General features: G+C 62.4%; 18 protein-coding genes. 4 read left to right on the plus strand and 14 right to left on the minus strand.

Going from position 1 to position 20,320, the window contains the following annotated elements:
* Window positions 1–309 precede the first annotated feature (309 nt).
* Window positions 310–2,520 carry a GTP diphosphokinase gene (relA, locus tag PG883_RS13480; RefSeq protein ID WP_134996887.1) on the minus strand — a complete coding sequence of 737 codons (2,211 nt, stop codon included), beginning with the start codon at window positions 2,518–2,520 and terminating at the stop codon, window positions 310–312.
* 349 nt (window positions 2,521–2,869) lie between these two features.
* Window positions 2,870–4,192 carry a 23S rRNA (uracil(1939)-C(5))-methyltransferase RlmD gene (rlmD, locus tag PG883_RS13485; protein WP_270807304.1) on the minus strand — a complete coding sequence of 441 codons (1,323 nt, stop codon included), beginning with the start codon at window positions 4,190–4,192 and terminating at the stop codon, window positions 2,870–2,872.
* Between the two features lie 269 nt (window positions 4,193–4,461).
* On the opposite strand from rlmD, the gene barA reads away from it, so the two are divergent.
* The 3 genes from barA (at window position 4,462) to PG883_RS13500 (ending at window position 8,655) form a co-directional block, all read left to right on the plus strand.
* A complete protein-coding gene (gene barA, locus PG883_RS13490; RefSeq protein WP_270807305.1) occupies window positions 4,462–7,182 on the plus strand; it encodes a two-component sensor histidine kinase BarA in 2,721 nt (906 codons plus the stop codon).
* 64 nt (window positions 7,183–7,246) lie between these two features.
* The gene (locus PG883_RS13495) at window positions 7,247–7,732 is read left to right on the plus strand and encodes a DUF1456 family protein (RefSeq protein WP_270807306.1); all 486 of its coding nucleotides are present in this window, start codon (window positions 7,247–7,249) and stop codon (window positions 7,730–7,732) included.
* Between the two features lie 32 nt (window positions 7,733–7,764).
* Window positions 7,765–8,655 carry an N-acetylmuramoyl-L-alanine amidase gene (locus PG883_RS13500; protein WP_270807307.1) on the plus strand — a complete coding sequence of 297 codons (891 nt, stop codon included), beginning with the start codon at window positions 7,765–7,767 and terminating at the stop codon, window positions 8,653–8,655.
* Between the two features lie 141 nt (window positions 8,656–8,796).
* On the opposite strand, the gene pdxJ is transcribed toward PG883_RS13500, so the two are convergent.
* The 10 genes from pdxJ to rpoE all read right to left on the minus strand — a co-directional run bounded on the left by pdxJ (window position 8,797) and on the right by rpoE (window position 17,664).
* Window positions 8,797–9,534, minus strand: coding sequence for a pyridoxine 5'-phosphate synthase (pdxJ, locus tag PG883_RS13505; protein ID WP_010675636.1), 738 nt, complete (start codon window positions 9,532–9,534; stop codon window positions 8,797–8,799).
* A 157-nt stretch (window positions 9,535–9,691) separates the two neighbouring features.
* On the minus strand, window positions 9,692–10,402 hold the full coding sequence (gene recO / locus PG883_RS13510; protein ID WP_039040537.1) for a DNA repair protein RecO: 711 nt from the start codon (window positions 10,400–10,402) through the stop codon (window positions 9,692–9,694).
* The gene (era, locus tag PG883_RS13515; protein ID WP_270807308.1) at window positions 10,403–11,308 is read right to left on the minus strand and encodes a GTPase Era; all 906 of its coding nucleotides are present in this window, start codon (window positions 11,306–11,308) and stop codon (window positions 10,403–10,405) included. It abuts the gene before it with no gap.
* A gap of 58 nt (window positions 11,309–11,366) precedes the next feature.
* Window positions 11,367–12,038, minus strand: a complete 672-nt coding sequence (gene rnc, locus PG883_RS13520) for a ribonuclease III (RefSeq protein ID WP_270807309.1) — start codon at window positions 12,036–12,038, stop codon at window positions 11,367–11,369.
* Window positions 12,039–12,962, minus strand: coding sequence for a signal peptidase I (gene lepB, locus PG883_RS13525; RefSeq protein ID WP_010675640.1), 924 nt, complete (start codon window positions 12,960–12,962; stop codon window positions 12,039–12,041).
* Between the two features lie 3 nt (window positions 12,963–12,965).
* A complete protein-coding gene (gene lepA / locus PG883_RS13530) occupies window positions 12,966–14,759 on the minus strand; it encodes a translation elongation factor 4 (protein ID WP_010675641.1) in 1,794 nt (597 codons plus the stop codon).
* Window positions 14,760–14,918: 159 nt separating this feature from the next.
* Window positions 14,919–15,380: a SoxR reducing system RseC family protein gene (locus tag PG883_RS13535; protein ID WP_039040538.1), complete on the minus strand. Its 462-nt coding sequence runs from the start codon at window positions 15,378–15,380 to the stop codon at window positions 14,919–14,921.
* A 90-nt stretch (window positions 15,381–15,470) separates the two neighbouring features.
* Window positions 15,471–16,451 carry a MucB/RseB C-terminal domain-containing protein gene (locus tag PG883_RS13540; protein WP_010675643.1) on the minus strand — a complete coding sequence of 327 codons (981 nt, stop codon included), beginning with the start codon at window positions 16,449–16,451 and terminating at the stop codon, window positions 15,471–15,473.
* A 21-nt stretch (window positions 16,452–16,472) separates the two neighbouring features.
* Window positions 16,473–17,060, minus strand: a complete 588-nt coding sequence (locus PG883_RS13545; RefSeq protein ID WP_270807310.1) for a sigma-E factor negative regulatory protein — start codon at window positions 17,058–17,060, stop codon at window positions 16,473–16,475.
* Between the two features lie 22 nt (window positions 17,061–17,082).
* Window positions 17,083–17,664, minus strand: a complete 582-nt coding sequence (rpoE, locus tag PG883_RS13550; RefSeq protein WP_010675645.1) for an RNA polymerase sigma factor RpoE — start codon at window positions 17,662–17,664, stop codon at window positions 17,083–17,085.
* Window positions 17,665–17,845: 181 nt separating this feature from the next.
* Here rpoE and nadB point away from each other — a divergent pair, with 181 nt between their 5' ends.
* Window positions 17,846–19,453, plus strand: a complete 1,608-nt coding sequence (nadB, locus tag PG883_RS13555) for an L-aspartate oxidase (RefSeq protein ID WP_010675646.1) — start codon at window positions 17,846–17,848, stop codon at window positions 19,451–19,453.
* A 101-nt stretch (window positions 19,454–19,554) separates the two neighbouring features.
* Here the strand turns inward: nadB and PG883_RS13560 are convergent, their stop codons facing one another.
* A complete protein-coding gene (locus tag PG883_RS13560) occupies window positions 19,555–19,926 on the minus strand; it encodes a protein YgfX (protein WP_270807317.1) in 372 nt (123 codons plus the stop codon).
* Between the two features lie 58 nt (window positions 19,927–19,984).
* Window positions 19,985–20,254: an FAD assembly factor SdhE gene (locus PG883_RS13565; protein ID WP_354005962.1), complete on the minus strand. Its 270-nt coding sequence runs from the start codon at window positions 20,252–20,254 to the stop codon at window positions 19,985–19,987.
* Window positions 20,255–20,320 lie beyond the last annotated feature (66 nt).

A 20,320-nucleotide genomic window follows, 5' to 3' on the forward strand; every position in this document is an offset into this window, starting at 1 on the left:
TGAAGAGCAGAAGTTAGCATGATCGTTACCATGTTGGGAGTCACATGGAAGATCAGATCCTGGAAAACGGGAAAAGTTCCGTTCAGACCGCTATTTGTGTATAAGAGTCAGGTTGGGGAAGGTCGTAGCGTTGGGACATGGGCAACTCACTTTCGATTCAGTAAATGGGTTCATGAATATCCGCTCACGCCACTGCTCCACATGATGTGGAGCCATGGCGGACGGAGATGGGGCGCGTGATATCCGTCTTCAATGCTCTGCAAGGAGGGAGAAAATGCAGACCGGCCACTGGGGCCGGTCGGTTGAGCATTACAGCCGCTTGGCGCTGATCACGTCGTTGAGCTGACTGAGCTTGGCCAACGCCCGGTTGAAGGCGTTGATGTTGTAAATCTCCAGCTCCATGTCGATTTCGGCGGTCTGCTCGCGCACGTTGGAGCGCGAACGCACTCCCATCACGTTGATCTTCTCGTTGGCGAGCACGGTGGTGATGTCGCGCAGCAGGCCGGATCTGTCGTTGGAGAGAATGCGGATGGTGAGACCGTAACCGCCGGAGTAGTTCTCCCCCCAGACCGCATCGATCAGGCGCTCCGGGTTGCGACGCGACAGCTCCTTGAGCTGCTCGCAATCCTCCCGGTGGATGGAAACCCCCCGTCCCATGGTGATGAAGCCCTGGATGGCGTCCCCCGGGATGGGCTGGCAACAGCGGGCGATGTGAGTCATCAGGTTGCCCACCCCTTCCACCACGATGTGATCCTTGGGTTTGGGGCGGAAGGGCACATTGGCCTTCTGCTCCAGCTTCTCCAGCAGACGGCGATCTTCTTCTTCCGCCGTCGGCTTGTTGTAGCGGGTGTCCAGATAATTGAGCAGCTGGTTGATGCGGATGTCGCCGCTGCCGATACCGGCCAGCAAATCTTCCAGCTCCTCCGCATGGAAGCGCTCCAGCACTACCTTGTCCACCTTGGAGAGGGTGAGGTTGTGTCTGTCCAGCTCTTTCTCCAGCAGCTCCTTGCCGGCGGCGATGTTCTTGTCCCGGTCCAGCTTTCTGAACCAGGTGGCCACCTTGGCCCGCGCCCGGCTGGAGCGCAGGAAGCCGGCGTTCGGGTTCATCCAGTCGCGGCTCGGGTTCGGCTCCTTCTGGGTGATCACCTCCACCTGATCACCGGTTTGCAGCGTATAGGTGAAAGGCACGATGCGGCCGTCGATCTTGGTGCCGATGCAGCGGTGACCGATCATGCTGTGCACGTGATAGGCGAAGTCGAGCGGCGTCGCCCCTGCCGGCAGGTCGATGACATCGCCCTTGGGAGTGAAGACATAAACCCTGTCCTCGAACACCTGACTGCGCAGATCGTCCAGCAAGGAGCCGCTCTCCGAGAGGTCCTCCTGCCAGGCGAGGAGTTTGCGCAGCCATTCGATCTTGTCTTCGAAGGTGCTGGTCTTGGTAGCGGCCTGGGCCCCTTCCTTGTAGCGCCAGTGCGCGGCCACACCGAGCTCCGCATCCTGATGCATCTGCTCGGTACGGATCTGGATCTCCACTGTCTTGCCCTCCTCCCCCACCACCACGGTGTGGATGGACTGGTAGCCATTGGGCTTGGGGTTGGCGACATAGTCGTCAAATTCGCGGGGAATATGGTGGAAATGGGTGTGAACGATACCGAGCGCCGCGTAGCAATCCTGCAGCCGCTTGGTGATCACCCGCACCGCGCGCACATCGAACAGCTCGTTGAATTCGAGGTGCTTCTTCTGCATCTTGCGCCAGATGCTGTAGATGTGTTTCGGTCGGCCATAGACCTCGGCCTCGACGCCGGCCTCGGCCAGGGCATCGCGCAGGGACTGCACGAATTCGCGGATGTAGCGCTCGCGGTCGAGCCGTTTCTCGTCCAGTTGCTTGGCGATCTGCTTGTAGGTGTCCGGGTGCAGGTAGCGGAAGGCGAGATCCTCGAGCTCCCACTTGAGCTGACCGATACCGAGGCGGTTCGCAAGGGGGGCATAGATGTTGGTGATCTCTTGGGCCATCAGCACCCGGGTCTCCTCATCCGCCTTCTTCGCCTCACGCAGGCAGGCGATGCGCTCCGCCAGCTTGATGACCACGGCGCGCACGTCCTCGACCATGGCGAGCAGCATGCGGCGCACGTTGTCCACCTGCTCCGGCGAGGTTTCGCTGCGGTGAAGGGTTTGCAGGGAGCGGATGGCCTCCATCTCCAGCACCCCTTCAACCAGCTTGGCGATCTTGGGGCCGAAGTCCTCGTTCACCTTTTCCTGGCTGATGAGACCGGCTTCGACGAAGGGATAGAGAATGGCGGCCTTGAGGGTGGCGAGATCCATGCTGAGCATCAGCAGGATGCCCACCATCTCGACCCCGCGCACCAGCAGGCGGTTGGTGAGCGCTTCGTCACCCAGGGTCAGGCAATACTGGTAGACGGTTCGCAGCTGATTCTTGTCACTTTCACTCAGGGTAAGGGAACTGACCCACTCATCCAGAGTGAAATTGTCTTTCAAATGAATATCGCGCACCGCAACCATGGTATCAATCCTTAAAAGTGTGGGGTCGAAAGCCGATGCTCTCCTCATCCCCTCATCAACTGATGACTGCCTCAAATGGGGATGCATGAAAGAGTTTTCAAGGCATGTCACCGTGCAAGGTGACAGGGCTCTTCCCCGCATCCGATCCACTATCGACGACCTAGATTACCCTAATCACTCCCGCTCAAACAGCGCTGCCGCCGCTGGAAAACCAAGATAACCGCATGCTGCCCTGCCCGTTGAAGGCAGCGAAAAACACCTGTTTTACCTCACTCTGGCAGCATCATGCACATCGAAAAATCATCACGACCGCATCTTGATTCATCCAGAATAATGCGGGCGCCTCGACTCAGCCCCGTTCGAACAGCGCCATGGACTCCAGATGACCGGTGTGGGGGAACATGTCCAGCATCCCCAGACGGGTCAGCTTGTAGCCCCCCTGCACCAGCACCTGACTGTCACGGGCCAGGGTGACCGGGTTACAGGAAACATAGACCACCCGTTTGGGGGAAAGTGCCACCACGTGGCTCATCACCTCCAGCGCCCCGGGTCTGGCCGGATCCAGCAGTACCAGATCGAACCCTTCCCGGGCCCAGGACATGCCCACGATCTCGCCGCTCAAGTCCGCCTTGTAGAAGCGGGCGTTGTCGATGCCGTTGCGGCGGGCATTCTCCTGTGCACGCGTCACCATGGCGAGATCCCCTTCCACCCCCACCACTTCGCGGGCCTGACGGGCCAGCGGCAGGGTGAAGTTGCCGATGCCGCAGAAGAGGTCCAACACCTTGTCATCCTTGCCTGCGTCGAGCCAGCTCAATGCCTGCTCCACCATGCGCTGGTTGACGGGCCCGTTGACCTGGATGAAGTCGCCGGGAGCGAATGCAAGAGACAGGCCATCAAGCGTGTAACTTGGCTGAGACTGTTGACGCAGAGGTTCGATCTGCTCGTCCGCCGCCTGCAGATAGAGGTCTATCCCCTGGGCGGTGGCAAACTCAGTCAAGTGCGCCCGGTCCGCCTCGGTGGGGCGACCGGTGTGGCGCAGCAGCATCAGAATGCCCTGCTCCCCCTGAATGAGTTCCGCATGGCCCAGTTCGCGCTGGCTCTTCAGCCGGTTGAGGCATTCGCGCAGAGGGGCGATAAGAGCAGAGAGGGGCTCGGCCAGCACAGGACAGCCAGCAATCTCTACCAGATCGTTCGAATGGCGACGACGAAAGCCCACCCGGGTGCAGCGACCGTTCTTGTCAAACTTGATGGCCAGACGGCAGACCCGGCGGTAGGCGCGGGACTCCCCCGTCAGCGCAGGTGCCAGCGCCGGCGCCTGGATGTTGCCAAGGCGCTCGAACAGGCTGACCAGTCCCGCCTCCTTGGCCGCCAGTTGATCTCCCTCTCCCAGGTGCTGGGCACTGCAACCGCCACACTCGCGATAGTGGTCGCAGAAGGGGGCGACCCGGTTGGCCGCCGGGGTCACCACCTGTTGCAGGGCGGCGTGGGCATAGTGCTTCTTGTCGTCGATGATGCGGGCCTTGATGGCCTCGCCGGGCAGCGCCCCTTCGACGAAGATGGCCTTGCCCTGATGACGGCCGACGCCGACACAGTGGTGATCCAGACTGTCTACCGTAAATTCAATACGTTGGGGCTGGGTGGATTTCTTTTGGGGCTTGAAAAACTGGGCCATAAAACTTGGTGCCTATAGGTGGCTATGTCATGATTGTGGAATCTGCGGCAGACCATTGTCCCACAAGAATAATCGTATGACCAAATACGGCCTGAGGGCCCCAGCCGCGGCATCCGCCCCATCGTCCATTCTGACCAAAAGTGGCCCATTGATATGACCGGATACGGCCTGAGACCCCGTACAGCGACAATGACTGTATTGCCTGCCCGACCCCAGTGCCTGCATGCGCCCCGGGTCATGGCTTCTCTTGCGAAAGGCGGGTCGGCGGCATGACCAAGTACGGTCTCAGGGCCCGGGTGCTGGCCTTCACCATCTTGCCGACCCTCATCATTGGCGGCCTCATCGCCGGCTATTTCACCTTCCACCGCTATCAGCAGCTGGAAAACAACCTCATCGATCAGGGCATCAACATCATCGAGCCCCTGGCCATCGCCAGCGAATACGGCATGACACAGCACAGCCGCGAATCCCTCAAGCGGCTGATCGGGCTCACCCATCGCAAGAACTCGCCCTTCATCAAGTCCATCGCCGTCTTCACCCAGGAGAACCAGCTGTTCGTGACGTCCAACTACCACAGGGACTTCAGCCAGCTTCGTCTGCCGGACGGCAGCGTCATCCCGGCCCTGACCAGCGTCTCCGTCAACGGCGATGACATCATACTGCGCACCCCCATCCAGGCAGAGACCAGCCTGGACGGCTTCCCGCTGCCAAGCGATCTGGAGCCGCCGGTCATCGGCTACATCTCCATGCAACTCGCCACGGACAGGGCCATCGTCCTGCAGTACCGCGACGCCTTCTTCGCGGTCATCATTGTGCTCATCGGGCTGGCCATCAGCGCCCTGTTCGGCTTCCGTCTGGTCAAGAGTGTGACCCAGCCCATCACCGACATGGTGCAGGCAGTGCACCGGATCAGGGAGGGGCGACTCGATACCCGGGTCAGCGGCCAGCTCACCGGCGAGCTGGACATGCTCAAGAACGGCATCAACGCCATGGCCAAGGCGCTCTCCGAATATCACGAGGAGATGCAGCAGAACATCGATCAGGCGACGTCGGATCTGCGGGAGACCCTCGAGCAGATCGAGATCCAGAACGTCGAGCTCGACATGGCGAAGAAGCGCGCCCAGGAGGCCGCCAGGGTCAAGTCCGAGTTCCTCGCCAACATGTCCCACGAGCTGCGCACCCCTCTCAACGGGGTCATCGGCTTCACCCGCCAGCTGCTCAAGACCAGCCTGACCCCGAGCCAGACCGACTACATGCAGACCATCGAGAAGTCGGCGCGCAACCTCCTTGGGATCATCAACGACATCCTCGACTTCTCCAAGCTGGAGGCGGGCAAGCTGCAGCTCGAGCACATCCCCTTCAGCCTGCGGGACACCCTCAACGAGACCATGCACCTGCTGGGGCCGAGCGCCCACGACAAGCAGCTCGAACTCTCCCTCCAGGTGGATGCCGCCGTGCCGGACTACCTCACCGGCGACCCCATGCGTCTGCAGCAGGTGCTCACCAACCTCACCGGCAACGCCATCAAGTTCACCGAGCGCGGCAACGTGGACGTGCGTGTCGAGCAGACCGGGGAATCGAACGGCAACAAGGTGCGCCTGCGGGTGCTGATTCGCGATACCGGCATCGGCATCTCGGAAGAGCAGCAGCGCCAGTTGTTCCAGGCCTTCAACCAGGCAGACTCCTCCATCTCCCGCCGCTATGGGGGCACCGGGCTCGGGCTCGTCATCACCCAGAAGCTGGTGCAGCAGATGGGGGGCCAGATCCGCTTCGAATCCGAACTCGGCAAGGGGTCGGTCTTCTCGTTCCACCTGGATCTGGATGTCTCTCCCCTGCCACAGAGCGAGCGGCTTCCGCTGGATCGCATCCAGGGCAAGCGGGTCTGGCTGCTGGAGCCGGATCCCTTCACTCACGCCTCCCTGCTCGCCCTGCTGGGAGAGTGGCACCTGGATGTGCACTCCCTGACGGTGGACGAGGAGTGGCCCCCGATGAGCAGCCAGGACATGGTGCTCATCGGCAGCAGCACCCTGCACAGCCCGCAGCAGGTGATTGCCCGTCTCGACGGACTGGACGGCCAGCAGAACACCATAGTGCTGCTCAGCAGCCACGAGCCGGCCCTCTACGACGCCATGCTGTCTCACGGCGCCGTCCACTGCCTCTCCAAGCCCATCAACCATCGCAAATTGCTGCACGCTCTGCTCTCCCCCGAGGCGGTACGCCGTGCCCCCCTGCCCGCGCCGATGCCGCGCAGCGTGCAGGCGGTCAAGGTGCTGGCGGTGGATGACAACGCCGCCAACCTCAAGCTCATCGCCGCCATGCTCAAAGAGATGGTGACCGAGGTGGTGGTGTGCAAGAACGGCAAGGAGGCGGTCAACCTGGCCCAGAGCCAGCCGTTCGACATCATCTTCATGGATATCCAGATGCCCGTCATGGACGGCATCAGCGCCACCCAGGCGATCCGCCACCACTCCCTCAACACCGAGACCCCCATCGTCGCGGTCACCGCCCATGCCATTCCCGGTGAGCGGGAGCGCCTCATTCGCCAGGGCATGGACGACTACCTGGCCAAACCCATCGACGAGGGGATGCTGGCGCAGCTCATCACCGACTTCGCCCACCGGCGGCACCAGAATCACGGGGATCAGCAGATAGACTGGCCCCTTGCCGTGCGTCAGGCCGCCGGCAAGCCGGCCCTCGCCCGGGAGATGCTGACCATGTTGCTGGCCAGCTTCGACGAGGTGGAGCCCATCCTGGCGGCGGCGCTGGAAGGGAGTGCCGAGGATGCAGACGTGCTGGCCCAGCTCCACCGCCTCAACGGTGGCTGCGCCTACTCCGGGGTGCCGGGTCTGCAACGCCTGCTCTCCCAGCTCGAGCAGCAGCTGCGCGACGGGGTCGCCGTGAGCGATCTGGAACCCGAATTGCTGGAGCTGCAGGATGCCCTGGAGCAGGTGAGGCAAGAGGCCCCCCGCTACCTGGCCCTGACCGACTGAGGCGCTTTTTCTGACTGGACAGGCGGCAGGTGGTAACATCTGCGCCGTTTCCACAGGAGTCAACATGACCAACAACGATATTCTGCGCCGCCTGCGCTATGCCCTCAGCATCAGCAACGACCAGATGGTCGAGATCTTTGCCAAGGGCAATCTGGCCATCACCCATGCCCAGTTGCACGGCTGGCTGATGAAAAAGGCCGAAGAGGGCGAGGCACAGGAAGCGGGCTTCGCCGCCTGCCCGGACTCGGCACTCAGCCAGTTCCTCGACGGCTTCATCGCCCTGCGCCGCGGTGTGCGGGAAGATGCCCCGCCCCAGGTGATCCCGAACCGGATCAACAACAACCTGATCCTGCGCAAGCTGCGCATCGGCCTCAACTACAAGGAAGAGGAGATGCTGGGCACCCTCAAGCTCGCGAACTTCAACCTCTCCAAGTCCGAGCTGAGTGCCCTGTTCCGCGCCAGGGATCACAAGCACTATCAGGATTGCGGGGATCAGATCCTGCGCAACTTCCTGATTGGCCTCACCGCCAAATACAGGCCCGGGCCCTGATGACCGCCTCCGGCCAGGTGCGAGGCTAGACCATGGGCTGGCGCCGCCTGCTGGCTCCACGCCCGTCGGCGAGCGGCGGCGTGTGCCAGTTCGCGGCGCGCTGGCGCTGGTCACTGCCCCTCATCCTGCTGCTCGGCGCCTGCCAGCCTGCGCCCTATCGTCTCAATCAGGAGCATCAGAGCGCCAGCCAGAACGAGCGCATCGCCTTTCTCATCCTGCACTACACGGATGAAGAGGATGCCCGCTCCCTGCGCCTGCTGACCGAGCCGGAGCACAAGGTGAGCGCCCACTACCTGATCCCCCGCGACACCGACGAACAACCGTTCCCGGTCTACCAGCTGGTGCCCGACAGCCAGCGGGCCTGGCACGCCGGACGCAGTCGCTGGCATCACTACGCCGGGCTCAACGCCAGTTCGCTCGGCATCGAGATAGTGAATCTCGGGTATGACGAGAAAGACGCGGCCCTGCCCGCCCATCTGAGACACTGGCAACCCTATCCCCCTGCCCAGATCGCCGCCCTCGGCGCCCTCGCCCGGGATCTGATCGAACGCTACCAGATCCCCCCCACCCAGGTGCTGGCCCACAGCGACGTCGCCCCCGAGCGCAAGCAGGATCCCGGCCCCCGGTTCCCCTGGCGCGAGCTCGCCCTGCGCTACGGTGTCGGCGCCTGGCCCGACGAGGCCCGGGTGGCCGAGCTGCGCCAGACGCAGCTCAATCCCTGGGATGCGCTGCAATGGCAGCAGCAGCTTGCCCGTTACGGCTACGGCCTCCCCCAGCACGGCGCCTGGGATGAGCAGAGCCGCGCCGTCCTGCGCGCCTTCCAGCTTCACTTTCGCCCCGCCCTGGTCACCGGCGAGCCGGATGCCGAGTGCCAGGCCATCCTCACCGCCCTGCTGGAGCGCTACTTCCCGGAACCAGGCTGAGACGCCCCTTCCCTTTCGCCCTCTGCACACGGATGCCCGGCCCCATGCCAGATGATCACGGGGTTCACCCCGCCTTCCACTCCTGAAAACCACAAGGGACGCCGAAGCGTCCCTTGTGGTTTTCATACCAGCGAAGCGGCATCAGATCCCCTGACGGGCTTCCTGCATCAGCGCACGCATGTCGCTGACCGCCTTGGCCAGACCGTCGAAGGCGGCGCGACCGATGATGGCGTGACCGATGTTGAGCTCATAGAGCTCGGGGATGGCGGCGATAGCCTTGACGTTGTGGTAGTGCAGGCCGTGGCCCGCATTGACCTTCAAGCCCTTGCCAGCGGCGTAGGAAGCACCGGCGGCGATGCGCTTGAACTCGGCGTTGCGCTCGGCATCCGTGGTGGCATCGGCGTAGCGGCCAGTGTGGATCTCGATGAAGGGAGCACCGCTCGCGGCGGCCGCATCGATCTGCAGCGGATCCGCATCGATGAAGAGCGACACCTGGGCGCCCACGGCGGCCAGGCGGGTCACCGCATCGGTCACCTTGTCCAACTGGCCCGCCACGTCCAGACCACCCTCGGTGGTCACCTCGGTGCGCTTCTCCGGCACCAGGCAGACGAAGTGGGGCTTGATGCGGCAGGCGATGCCGATCATCTCCTCGGTCACCGCCATCTCCAGGTTCATCCTGGTCTGGATGGTCTGGCGCAGGATCTCCACGTCCCGGTCGGTGATGTGGCGGCGATCTTCCCGCAGGTGGACCGTGATGCCATCGGCACCGGCCTGCTCGGCCACGAAGGCGGCCTGTACCGGATCCGGATACTGGGTGCCGCGGGCGTTGCGCAGGGTGGCGATATGGTCGATGTTCACACCCAGGTAGATCTCGCTCATTGCTTACTCCTTGATACAGGTCATCTGTGAATGCCGGAGCGGGTGGTGCCCGCTCCTCTGTCCATGTGCCGCCGCAGGCCGGTTCTGGCCACGGCGACAGCATTATTGTTCATGAAAGGCGATGTCATAAACACAAAACATCACCAGATAATAAAAATCAGCTTGAAACACTGCCTTTTCGCTTCAAAAAGAGCTCCCTGCTCTTCAGTTGACGCTTGCCGAGATAGGGCTGCAGCGCCAACCGGCTGAAACGCTTGGCCGCCTGCAGCAAGGGAGGCGTGTCGAAACGCCCCTCGGCGAAGGCCAGCAGGTGGGCACCGAGGAACAGGGTACGGGGATCCGGCGCCCGCTCGCAAGCGACAAAGCCGAGCTCCCGCTCGAAGCCGTAGAGCAGGGTAGGGTCGATGGGGGAGTCGTCGTCCGCGGCATATTCGAAATCCACCGCGTAGCCCAAGGCCTGCAGCAGCAGGAACTCGAAGCGGCGCAGGGGCAGCTCCGGGGTCTCGCCGTCAGCCAGGGCCATGATGGCACGGGCATAGGCGTCGAACACCTCGGGGAAGGGGGTGTGCGCTTCCAGCAGGTAGTAGACCAGCTCGTTGAGATAGAGGCCGTAGAAGAGACGATCCCCGCCGAGGCGCAACGAGTGATCCGGGCACTCCACCTGGGTGAGGTTCTTGAGATCCCCCTTGCCGCGCCAGGCAATGGTGAGCAGGGTGAAGGGCTGAAGCAGCCCCTTCAGAGAGGAGCGTGGCCCGCGGGAACCGCGAGCCACCAGGGTGAATCGACCGCTATCCTGGGTGAAGACCTCGACCAGTTGGCTGGTCTCCCGATAGGGCCGACTGTGGATGACGAAAGCCGGGGTCAGCAATCAGTCGTCGCCATACCCGAGGCTGCGCAGGGCCCGCTCGTCGTCGGCCCAGCCGGACTTGACCTTGACCCACAGCTCGAGATGCACCTTGTTCTGGAACAGCCGTTCCATGTCGATGCGCGCCTCTGTGCCGATGGTCTTGATCTTCTCGCCCTTGTTGCCGATGACCATCTTTTTCTGGCCTTCGCGCTCCACCAGGATGAGCCCGTGGATGTGGTAGAGACCGGTCTCCTCCACCTTGAAGCGCTCGATCTCCACCGTCACCGAATAGGGCAGCTCCTCGCCGGTGAAGCGCATCAGCTTCTCGCGGATGATCTCGGAGGCCATGAAGCGGGAAGAGCGGTCGGTCACGTAATCTTCCGGGAAGAAGTGGACGTTCTCTGGCAGCAGATCCTTGGCCCACTCGCGGATCTTCTCCACGTTGGTGCCCTTCTCGGCGCTGATGGGCAGGATGTGGGCAAAGTTCATCTGCTGACCCAGCCACTCGAGGTGCGGCAGCAGATCCTCTTTCTCCTTGACGTTGTCGATCTTGTTGACCGCCAGCACCACGGGGCACTTGAGGTGGCGCAGCTTGCCCAGCACCATCTCGTCGTCCTTGGTCCAGTGGGTGCCGTCAACCACGAACACCACCATGGCCACGTCCCCCAGAGAACTGGTGGCTGCGCGGTTCATCAGGCGGTTGATGGCCCGCTTCTCCTCGATGTGCAGACCCGGGGTATCCACATAGATGGTCTGATGGTTCTCCTCGGTGTCGATCCCCAGGATCCGGTGACGGGTGGTCTGGGGTTTCTTCGAGGTGATGCTGACCTTCTGGCCAAGCAGCTTGTTGAGCAGGGTGGACTTGCCCACGTTGGGGCGGCCCACGATGGCAACAAAGCCGCAATAGGTGCTATCTGTATCCGTCATGGCAATCTTTCCAATTCTGGTTGTGTCGAAAGACCGCGGCCTCTTGCATTCATAGCAGTCATGACAGCCTTTCCAATGCTTGCTGCGCCGCGGCCTGTTCGGCCTTGCGACGGCTGGTGCCGACCCCGACCAGGGGACCATCCAGACCGTCCACCTCGCACTGCACGGTGAACTCCTGGTTGTGGGCCTCGCCCTTGACGTTGGTCACGGTATAGGTCGGCAGGGACCGGCGGCTGCCCTGCAGGATCTCCTGCAGCCGGGTCTTGGGATCCTTCTGTTCGATCCCGGGCTTGATCTCGCCAAGGCGGCTGGCATACCAGCCGAGCAGGAGGCTGCGCACCCGCTCCAGATCCGTGTCCAGATAGACGGCGCCGATCACCGCCTCGACGGTGTCGGCCAGGATGGACTCGCGGCGAAAACCGCCGCTTTTCAGCTCCCCCGGCCCCAGGATCAGGTGATCCCCGAGGTCGAATTCCCGGCCCAGCTCGGCCAGCGTCTTCTCGCGCACCAGGGTGGCGCGCATCCGGCTGAGATCCCCTTCCGCCGCCTGCGGGAAGCGGTGGAAGAGATCATCGGCAATCACCAGACTCAGGATGGAGTCCCCCAGAAATTCCAGGCGCTCGTTGTGACGGGACCCTGCGCTGCGATGGGTCAGTGCCCGGGTCAGCAGCTCAGGATCCTGAAAGACATGCCCGAGACGGGACTGCAGTCTGTTCATCTTGATATTCATTTACTTGATTCCGCCAATGCGGTTGAAGCGCACACCGGTCGGCACCCAGCTCGGCAAGCTGGACCCTTCCTCGCGCTCGAATTCGAAACTGATCCAGATGGCGACCGCCTTGCCCACCAGGTTCTGCTCGGGCACGAAGCCCCAGAAACGGCTGTCGGTGCTGTTGTCGCGGTTGTCACCCATCACGAAATAGTGGCCTTCCGGCACTACCCACTCGTCGGGGTAGGTGCCGGGCTGGCGATAGTAACGGTCCACCAGGTCCGGCATCAGCGGGTTGCGCAAGGTCTCGTGGGAGACATCGCCCAGCTGTTCGGTGTAGCGATCCAGCGGGATCCCCATCTGGCTGAACTCGCCGCGCTGCTCGAACTTGACGTCCAGCTTCTGGAAGCCGGGGCACGTTTTCCCTTCCTGCTCATCGCACTTGGGCCGGATCATCAGCTCCTTGTTGCGATAGATGACCCGATCGCCGGGCATGCCGACCACCCGCTTGATGTAGTCCACCCGGGTATCCAGCGGATACTTGAAGACCACCACATCACCGCGCTTCGGCTCGCCGGTCTCGAGGAACTTGGTGTTGGTCACCGGGTCCTTGAGGCCGTAGGCAAACTTCTCCACCAGGATGAAGTCGCCCACCAGCAGGGTCGGCATCATGGAGCCGGACGGGATCTGGAACGGCTCGAAGATGAAGGAACGCAGGATCAGCACCAGCGCGATCACCGGGAAAACCCCGCCGGTCTGTTCGATCCAGACCGGCATGGGGGCCACCTTGGCCAGTGTCTTCTCGTCCACATCCGGACCGGCATTGGCACGGGCGGCGGCAATCTTGGCCGCCCGCTGCTTGGCCCAGACCAGCTTGTCGAGCGTCCAGATGATGCCGGTCAGCAGGGTGACGACGACGAGGATCAGGGAAAAGGTGCTTGCCATCGATTAATCCTTTCCGACGTGGAGAATGGCGAGGAAGGCCTCTTGCGGAACGTCCACACGGCCCAGGGACTTCATCCGCTTCTTGCCTTCTTTCTGCTTGTTCAGCAGCTTCTTCTTCCGGCTCACGTCACCACCGTAGCACTTGGCGGTGACGTCTTTACGCAATGCCTTGACGGTGCTGCGGGCGATGATCTGGTTGCCGATGGCGGCCTGAATGGCGATGTCGAACATCTGGCGCGGGATCAGCTCGCGCATCTTTTCCACCACCTGGCGACCGCGATACTGGGCGTTCTCCTTGTGGGTGATGATGGCCAGGGCGTCGACCCGCTCGCCGTTGATCATGATGTCCAGACGGACCATGTCGGAGGTTTCGAAACGCTTGAAGCCGTAGTCCAGGGAGGCGTAGCCGCGACTGGTGGACTTCAGACGGTCGAAGAAGTCGAGCACCACTTCCGCCATCGGGATCTCGTAGGTCAGCGCCACCTGCTTGCCGTGGTAGACCATGTTGGTCTGTACGCCGCGCTTCTCGATGCAGAGGGTGATGACGTTGCCCATGTACTCCTGCGGCAGCAGGATGTGACACTCGGCGATGGGCTCGCGCATCTCCTTGATGTTGTTGATGGCGGGCATCTGGGCCGGGCTGTCGATGTGGATGGTGGAGCCATCGTTCAGCTCGATCTCGTAGACCACGGTCGGCGCAGTGGTGATGAGATCCAGGTCGTATTCACGCTCCAGACGCTCCTGGATGATCTCCATGTGCAGCATCCCGAGGAAGCCACAGCGGAAGCCGAAGCCCAATGCCGTGGAACTCTCCGGTTCGTAGAACAGGGAGGCATCGTTGAGGGAGAGCTTCTCCAGCGCATCGCGGAAGGACTCGTAGTCATCGCTGGAGATGGGGAACAGGCCCGCATAGACCTGGGGCTTCACCTTCTTGAAGCCGGCCAGCGCCTTCTCGGCACCGTGCTTGGCCAGGGTCAGGGTATCCCCCACCGGCGCACCGTGGATATCCTTGATGCCGCAGACGACCCAACCTACCTCGCCACAACCCAGGCCGTCGGTGTCCACCTGCTTCGGCGTGAAGATACCGATGCGATCCACACCCCACACCTGACCGGTGCTCATCACCTTGATCTTGTCGTTCTTTTTCAGGGAACCGTTCTTGATCCGCACGAGCGACACGACCCCGAGATAGGAGTCGAACCAGGAGTCGATGATCAGCGCCTGCAGCGGCGCCTCCGGATCCCCTTCCGGGGACGGGATCTTGGCGACGATCTCTTCCAGCACCAGATCGACACCGAGGCCGGTCTTGGCGGAGCAGCGCACCGCGTCCACCGCGTCGATGCCGACGATGTCCTCGATCTCCTCGGCAACCCGCTCGGGCTCTGCGGCCGGCAGGTCGATCTTGTTCAGCACCGGCACCACTTCCAGATCCATTTCCATGGCGGTATAGCAGTTGGCCAGAGTCTGTGCCTCAACCCCCTGACCGGCATCCACCACCAGCAGTGCCCCTTCACAGGCAGCCAGGGAGCGAGAAACCTCGTAGGAGAAATCCACGTGGCCCGGGGTGTCGATAAAGTTCAGCTGATAGGTGTTACCGTCTTGTGCCTGGTAGTTCAGGGTCACACTCTGTGCCTTGATGGTAATGCCGCGCTCGCGCTCCAGATCCATGGAGTCCAGCACCTGGGCCTGCATCTCGCGATCGGACAGGCCGCCGCAAGTCTGGATCAGACGGTCCGACAGGGTCGACTTACCGTGGTCGATGTGCGCAATAATCGAAAAGTTACGAATGTGTTTCATCGAGCAAGAATCACTCAAAATTAAGTTAGGGTCGGATATGAGGGCAGGATTTTACTGGATAACCCGGTCGACGGCCAATCTTTAGTCGGCGGGCCCCACAAATAGCGCCTTGTCTGGCGGGCGTTGGGCACCTGGATGCCCTCCGCCAGACCCGGCCCCTCAAGAGAGATGACGGGTATTGAGCACCACCCCGAGCATGCGGGGACCGTATTCCCCCTGCTCGAGCCGGTCAGAAAAGTAACGAACCAGTAAAAATCCGATGGCGCCGCCCAGCAGACAGCAGAGGATGGTCACCCCCTCTCCCGCCGACAAGAGCGGCACCAGCCAGAGCTGGCCGAGCAGGGCGCCCAGCAGCAGACAGAAGAGCGGCAGCACGTACACCAGAGCCGCACCGCGCAGGATGCTGGCCTGAGGGATGCCCAGGCGGATCTGCTGGCCCACCGCCACATCGCCGGTGAGGGCGACCCGCAGCCGCTGCGCCTTCATGGGAAAGGCCTTGGCGACGGTGCCGGTCCCGCAGCTGGATTGTTGGTGGCAACCGCTGCAGGCGGATCGCCGCTCGCACTCCACCCAGGCGTGATTGCCGTCGATAGCCACTACTGTGGCCAGCTCTTCACTCATGTTACTCACCTGATGACTCCTCACAGGGGGCGGTGGATGCACCGGATCTCAGCACGGCGGCACCCTCAGGGCAAGTCTCACGGCAAAGACTCACTGCACCGCCTCGTTGCGGGCCAGGGGCTGCACTGCCTCGGCGATGCGCTTGGCGGTTTCGGCTGGCACCTCGCCCACTACGGTGATCTCCACCCCGACCTCGTTGACGAAGCTCACCAGCGAGGTAGCCCCCTGGCGAATCAACTGCTGGCGCACCGCCTGCTTGGGATCGACCCGGGAGACGTAGACGGAGAGATCCACCAGCCCGTCGGAGAGCATCATGTAATCCACCGGCAGACTGGTGCTGACCAGCTGATGCCGATCCTGAGAGAGCACCTTGAAGCCATCGGGCAACCAGGTCAGGTGCCAGTTGAGGGTCTGCTGGGGAGCGGGATAGGCATCTTCCAGCGCCAGCGCATCCGGCAGCTTGCTGCGTGCCAGGGTGACCAGCCAGGGGGCCGGCGCAGATTGCCTGTCCAGATCCACCCCCAGCACCTGTTCCACCAGATTGCCTTCCCGATCCACCATGTCCACCCGCAGCAGCAGATGGCTCTGTTCGTCAATCCAGAGCACGAAGCCGTACTTGTCCGCCTCCTTGGGCACCAGCCGCACCACTTGTGCCACCAGGCCGGCCACCCGGCTGCGGCCCGCCAGCACGGGGTCATAGCTCTCCATCACCCGGGGCAGCGGCATCCTCACCAGGCTCGACCACACCCCGGGGAAACGCGCCCCCTTGAGGGTGTAGGGTTCATGGGTGTTTTCGAAGAAGGTGTATTCGTTCTGGCGTTGCAGGAACTCCACGGCCTTGCCGTCGAGATAGCTCAGGTGAGCCACCTCCTTGCCATCGATGATCCCGTGGCTGAAACGGATAGGCTCGAGGCGCCCCTGGCGGGCCTTGACCATGGACAATTCGAAGTTTTGTTGCGAAACGGCACTCTGCATCTGCTGCAACAAGGCCTCGGCCGACAGATCGTCGGCCGAGGCCTTGGCACAAATCAACAGGAGAGAGGCCAGCAGGATACGGCTGGACTGGCGCACGATCTGATCCCTAAAAATGCGTTATTCCTGAATCTGCTTGTCTTGCAGCAGACGCTGTTGCAGTTGATGGTCGCGCAGGAAGGCATTGATGCGCTCGCGCTGCTCCTGCATCTGCTGCTCGCTCAGACCTTGCTGACGCACACCGGTCCGGCTGCCATCCTGGGGATAGTGCACGCTCACCGGCGCAGCACTGCCACCCACGGGTATGGTATTGAGCACCGGACTGGTCGGTACACCATCCTTGCCCTGGTACTGCTGCACGCCGAAGATGACGGCGGCAGCCACGGAGGCGGCAATGGCATACTGCCCCACTTGCTGGCCAAAGCGGCGAACGAAGGGGATCACCTTGCCGGCGGGCTGCACCTGGGGCGCAGCAGGCTGTGCCGGCTTGGGCGCCAGTATGGCGGGTTCATCCTCCAGCGCCAGCATGATGCTGTCGCTGAGATCCAGTTGCAGACTGACCGGCAGGTCACCCCGCATGGCATCACCGATCAGATGGTAACGCGACCAGGTATCCTGCAGAGCGGGATCCGTTCCCAGCTCGTTCAGTACCTCGATTTCGCTGAGGTCGCCATCCATCAGGGCTGAAAGTTGCTCTTTATTTGCCATAAGTTTGCCTGTCTTTCCCCAGTTAATGCTCGATCAGAGGTTGCAGCTTTTTATCGATTGCTTCCCTCGCCCGGAAGATGCGGGATCTCACCGTACCCACCGGGCAATCCATGATCTCCGCAATCTCCTCGTAGCTCAGCCCTTCCATTTCACGAAGGGTGATCGCCGTTCTCAAATCTTCTGGCAAGGCTTCTATGGCGGTAAACACAGTACGCTTGATCTCGTCGGTCAGCGCCAGGTTTTCCGGGGTGGCCACCTCTTGCAGGGCTTCACCACCACCATAATATTCAGCCTCGTCCGCTTCGACATCACTGCTGGGCGGTCTGCGCCCCTGTGACGTCAGGTAGTTTTTGGCCGTGTTGACGGCGATCCGGTACAACCAGGTGTAAAACGCGCTCTCGCCACGGAATGTCGGCAACGCACGGTAGGCCTTGATAAAGGCCTCCTGCGCCACATCCGGTACATCGCCCGGATTGTTGACATACCTGGCCACCAGGTTGACCACCTTGTGCTGGTACTTGCGTACCAACAGGTTGAATGCATTTTTATCGCCACGCTGGACCCGTTCAACCAGCTGTTCGTCCAGTAGATTCTGGTCGCTCATCAGAGCCGTAAAACCCCCATCAGGTTATCGTTTTTCTTTTCCGGCCCCTTCTAAGCGCACAAGTTCAGACAGGAGGAATCAGGGAAAGTTCGCTTGCATTGAAAAAAATGTGATGCGGGCTGCATCACAACCCCCCTTGGGCTACCATGGGGCCAGTTCTTAATCCAGGCCAATGATACTTATGAAAGCAAGTGTTGAATACCTTTGCGACGTACTCATCATTGGCAGCGGTGCCGCCGGTCTGTCCCTCGCGTTGCGATTGGCAGACCAGGCCAAAGTCCTGGTTCTGAGCAAGGGGCCCATCAGTGAGGGGGCCACTCTCTATGCGCAAGGAGGCATCGCTGCCGTGTTCGACGAGACCGACAGCATCGAATCCCACGTGAGCGACACGCTCAACGCCGGCGCCGGGTTGTGCGACCCGGCGGTGGTGGAGTTCACCGCCCGCAACGCCCGCGACTCCATCCAGTGGCTCATTCAGCAGGGGGTCCCCTTCGATCAGGAAGAGGATGCCGAGGGGGAATCCCACTATCACCTGACCCGGGAAGGGGGCCACAGCCATCGCCGCATCTTCCACGCGGCCGACGCCACCGGCAAGGCGGTGCAGCTCACCCTGATCGACCAGGTGCGCGCCCACCCCAACATCCAGCTGATGGAGCGCTTCAACGCGGTCGATCTCATCACCACCCGCAAGCTGGGTCTGCCGGGCAACAAGGTACTGGGAGCCTATGTCTGGAATCGCAACGCCGAGCAGGTCGAGGTGATCCGCGCCCGCTTCGTGGCGCTGGCCACCGGCGGGGCCTCCAAGGTGTACCAGTACACCTCCAACCCCGATGTAAGCTCTGGCGACGGCATCGCCATGGCATGGCGGGCCGGCTGCCGGGTGGCAAATCTGGAGTTCAACCAGTTCCACCCCACCAGCCTGTTCCACCCGGACGACCCCAACTTCCTGCTGACCGAGGCCCTGCGCGGCGAAGGGGCCTACCTGCGCCGTCCCGACGGCAGCCGCTTCATGCCGGAATTTGACGAGAGGGCCGAGCTGGCCCCGCGGGACATCGTCGCCCGCGCCATCGACCACGAGATGAAGCGCCTCGGGGCGGATTGCATGTATCTGGACATCAGCCACAAGCCGGCGGATTTCATCATCAAGCACTTCCCGACCATTTATGAGCGCTGCCTCGCGGTCGGTATCGACATCACCAGGGAGGCGATGCCCATCGTCCCGGCGGCCCACTACACCTGTGGCGGCGTGATGATCGACAACAACGGCCAGACCGACATCCCCGGCCTCTATGCCATCGGCGAGGTGACCTATACCGGGTTGCACGGCGCCAATCGCATGGCCTCCAACTCCCTGCTCGAATGCGTGGTCTATGCCCATCAGGCGGGAGCCGACATCCTGGCCAAGCTGCCCACCAGCGTGGCGCCCCCCAGCCTGCCGGCCTGGGACGAGAGCCAGGTGGATGACTCGGACGAGCAGGTGGTGATCCAGCACAACTGGCACGAACTGCGGCTGATGATGTGGGACTACGTGGGCATAGTGCGCACCAATAAGCGCCTGGCCCGGGCCAAGCGTCGCATCGATCTGCTCAAGCAGGAGGTGCAGGAGTACTACGCCAACTTCCGGGTCTCCAACAACCTGCTGGAGCTGCGCAACCTGTTGCAGGTGGCCGAGCTCATCGTCAACTGCGCCCTGGAGCGCAAGGAGTCTCGCGGTTTGCACTACAACCTGGATTATCCGGACATGCAGCCGGACTCCAAGCCGACCGTGCTGACCCCGGATCGGGAATAAGGCCGTTGCGTTCGATTCGGGCGTATGCCCTCCCCCAGATGACCCCGCCCAGGCGGGGTCATCTGCTATGAGCGGCAGATGTGGCAGGTAGAGAGACGCCCCTAGCGGACAGCGAGGTGGATGGCGCGGGCCAGGGCGCGGTAGTGTGCAGAGGCCAGGGCATCGGAGAAGAGCCAGAGCTGCCCCTCGGAGCCCTCCAGCGTCTTCAGCCGTAACCAGAGCACCCCGGGCAGGATGCGGCTGCGGGGATCCAGCCGATGGCGCGCCCCTTGCCACTCGAGCCACTCCCCGTCCCAGACGAGCACGCCGCTCGCCGCCGGATGGCGGCGCAACGCGCGCCACAGACTCAGCCCCCAGACAGGGAGGAACAGCCCCCATTGCCAGCCCTGGATCAGGCTGGCGACGGGCAAGAGCAGCAACAGAAACAGGATGCACAGCAGCAGACGCTGCTGGCGGGAGGCGATCACGGGCATCACTACCCGCTGGGGAGACGCGAGGCTGGCCATGAGGGGTGGCGGTCGCGAGTCGGGCTCAGCGCAGGCTGTCGTGACGGGCCTGGTTGCGCTCGAGGATCAGGGGGATCATGACGGCAAAATCGGGATCCTCGGGCACGCCGTGACCCATGCACCAGCGGAACAGCTCGGGATCCTCGCACTCCAGCAGGCGGATGAAGGTGCGCTGTTCGGCCTCGCCGAGGCCATCGAACTCGTGCTCAAAGAAGGGCATAAAGATCACATCCAGCTCGAGCATGCCGCGACGGCAGGCCCACTTCAGGCGGGACTTCTCACTTGGGTTCAACATGGAACTCTCCTTACAAAGACCGGGGAATGGTAGCAGCAGGATTTTCCGGCTGACAAACATTCCTTA

Origin of the sequence: Aeromonas sp. QDB25, assembly GCF_027707725.1 — a bacterium.
GTDB lineage: Bacteria > Pseudomonadota > Gammaproteobacteria > Enterobacterales > Aeromonadaceae > Aeromonas > Aeromonas caviae.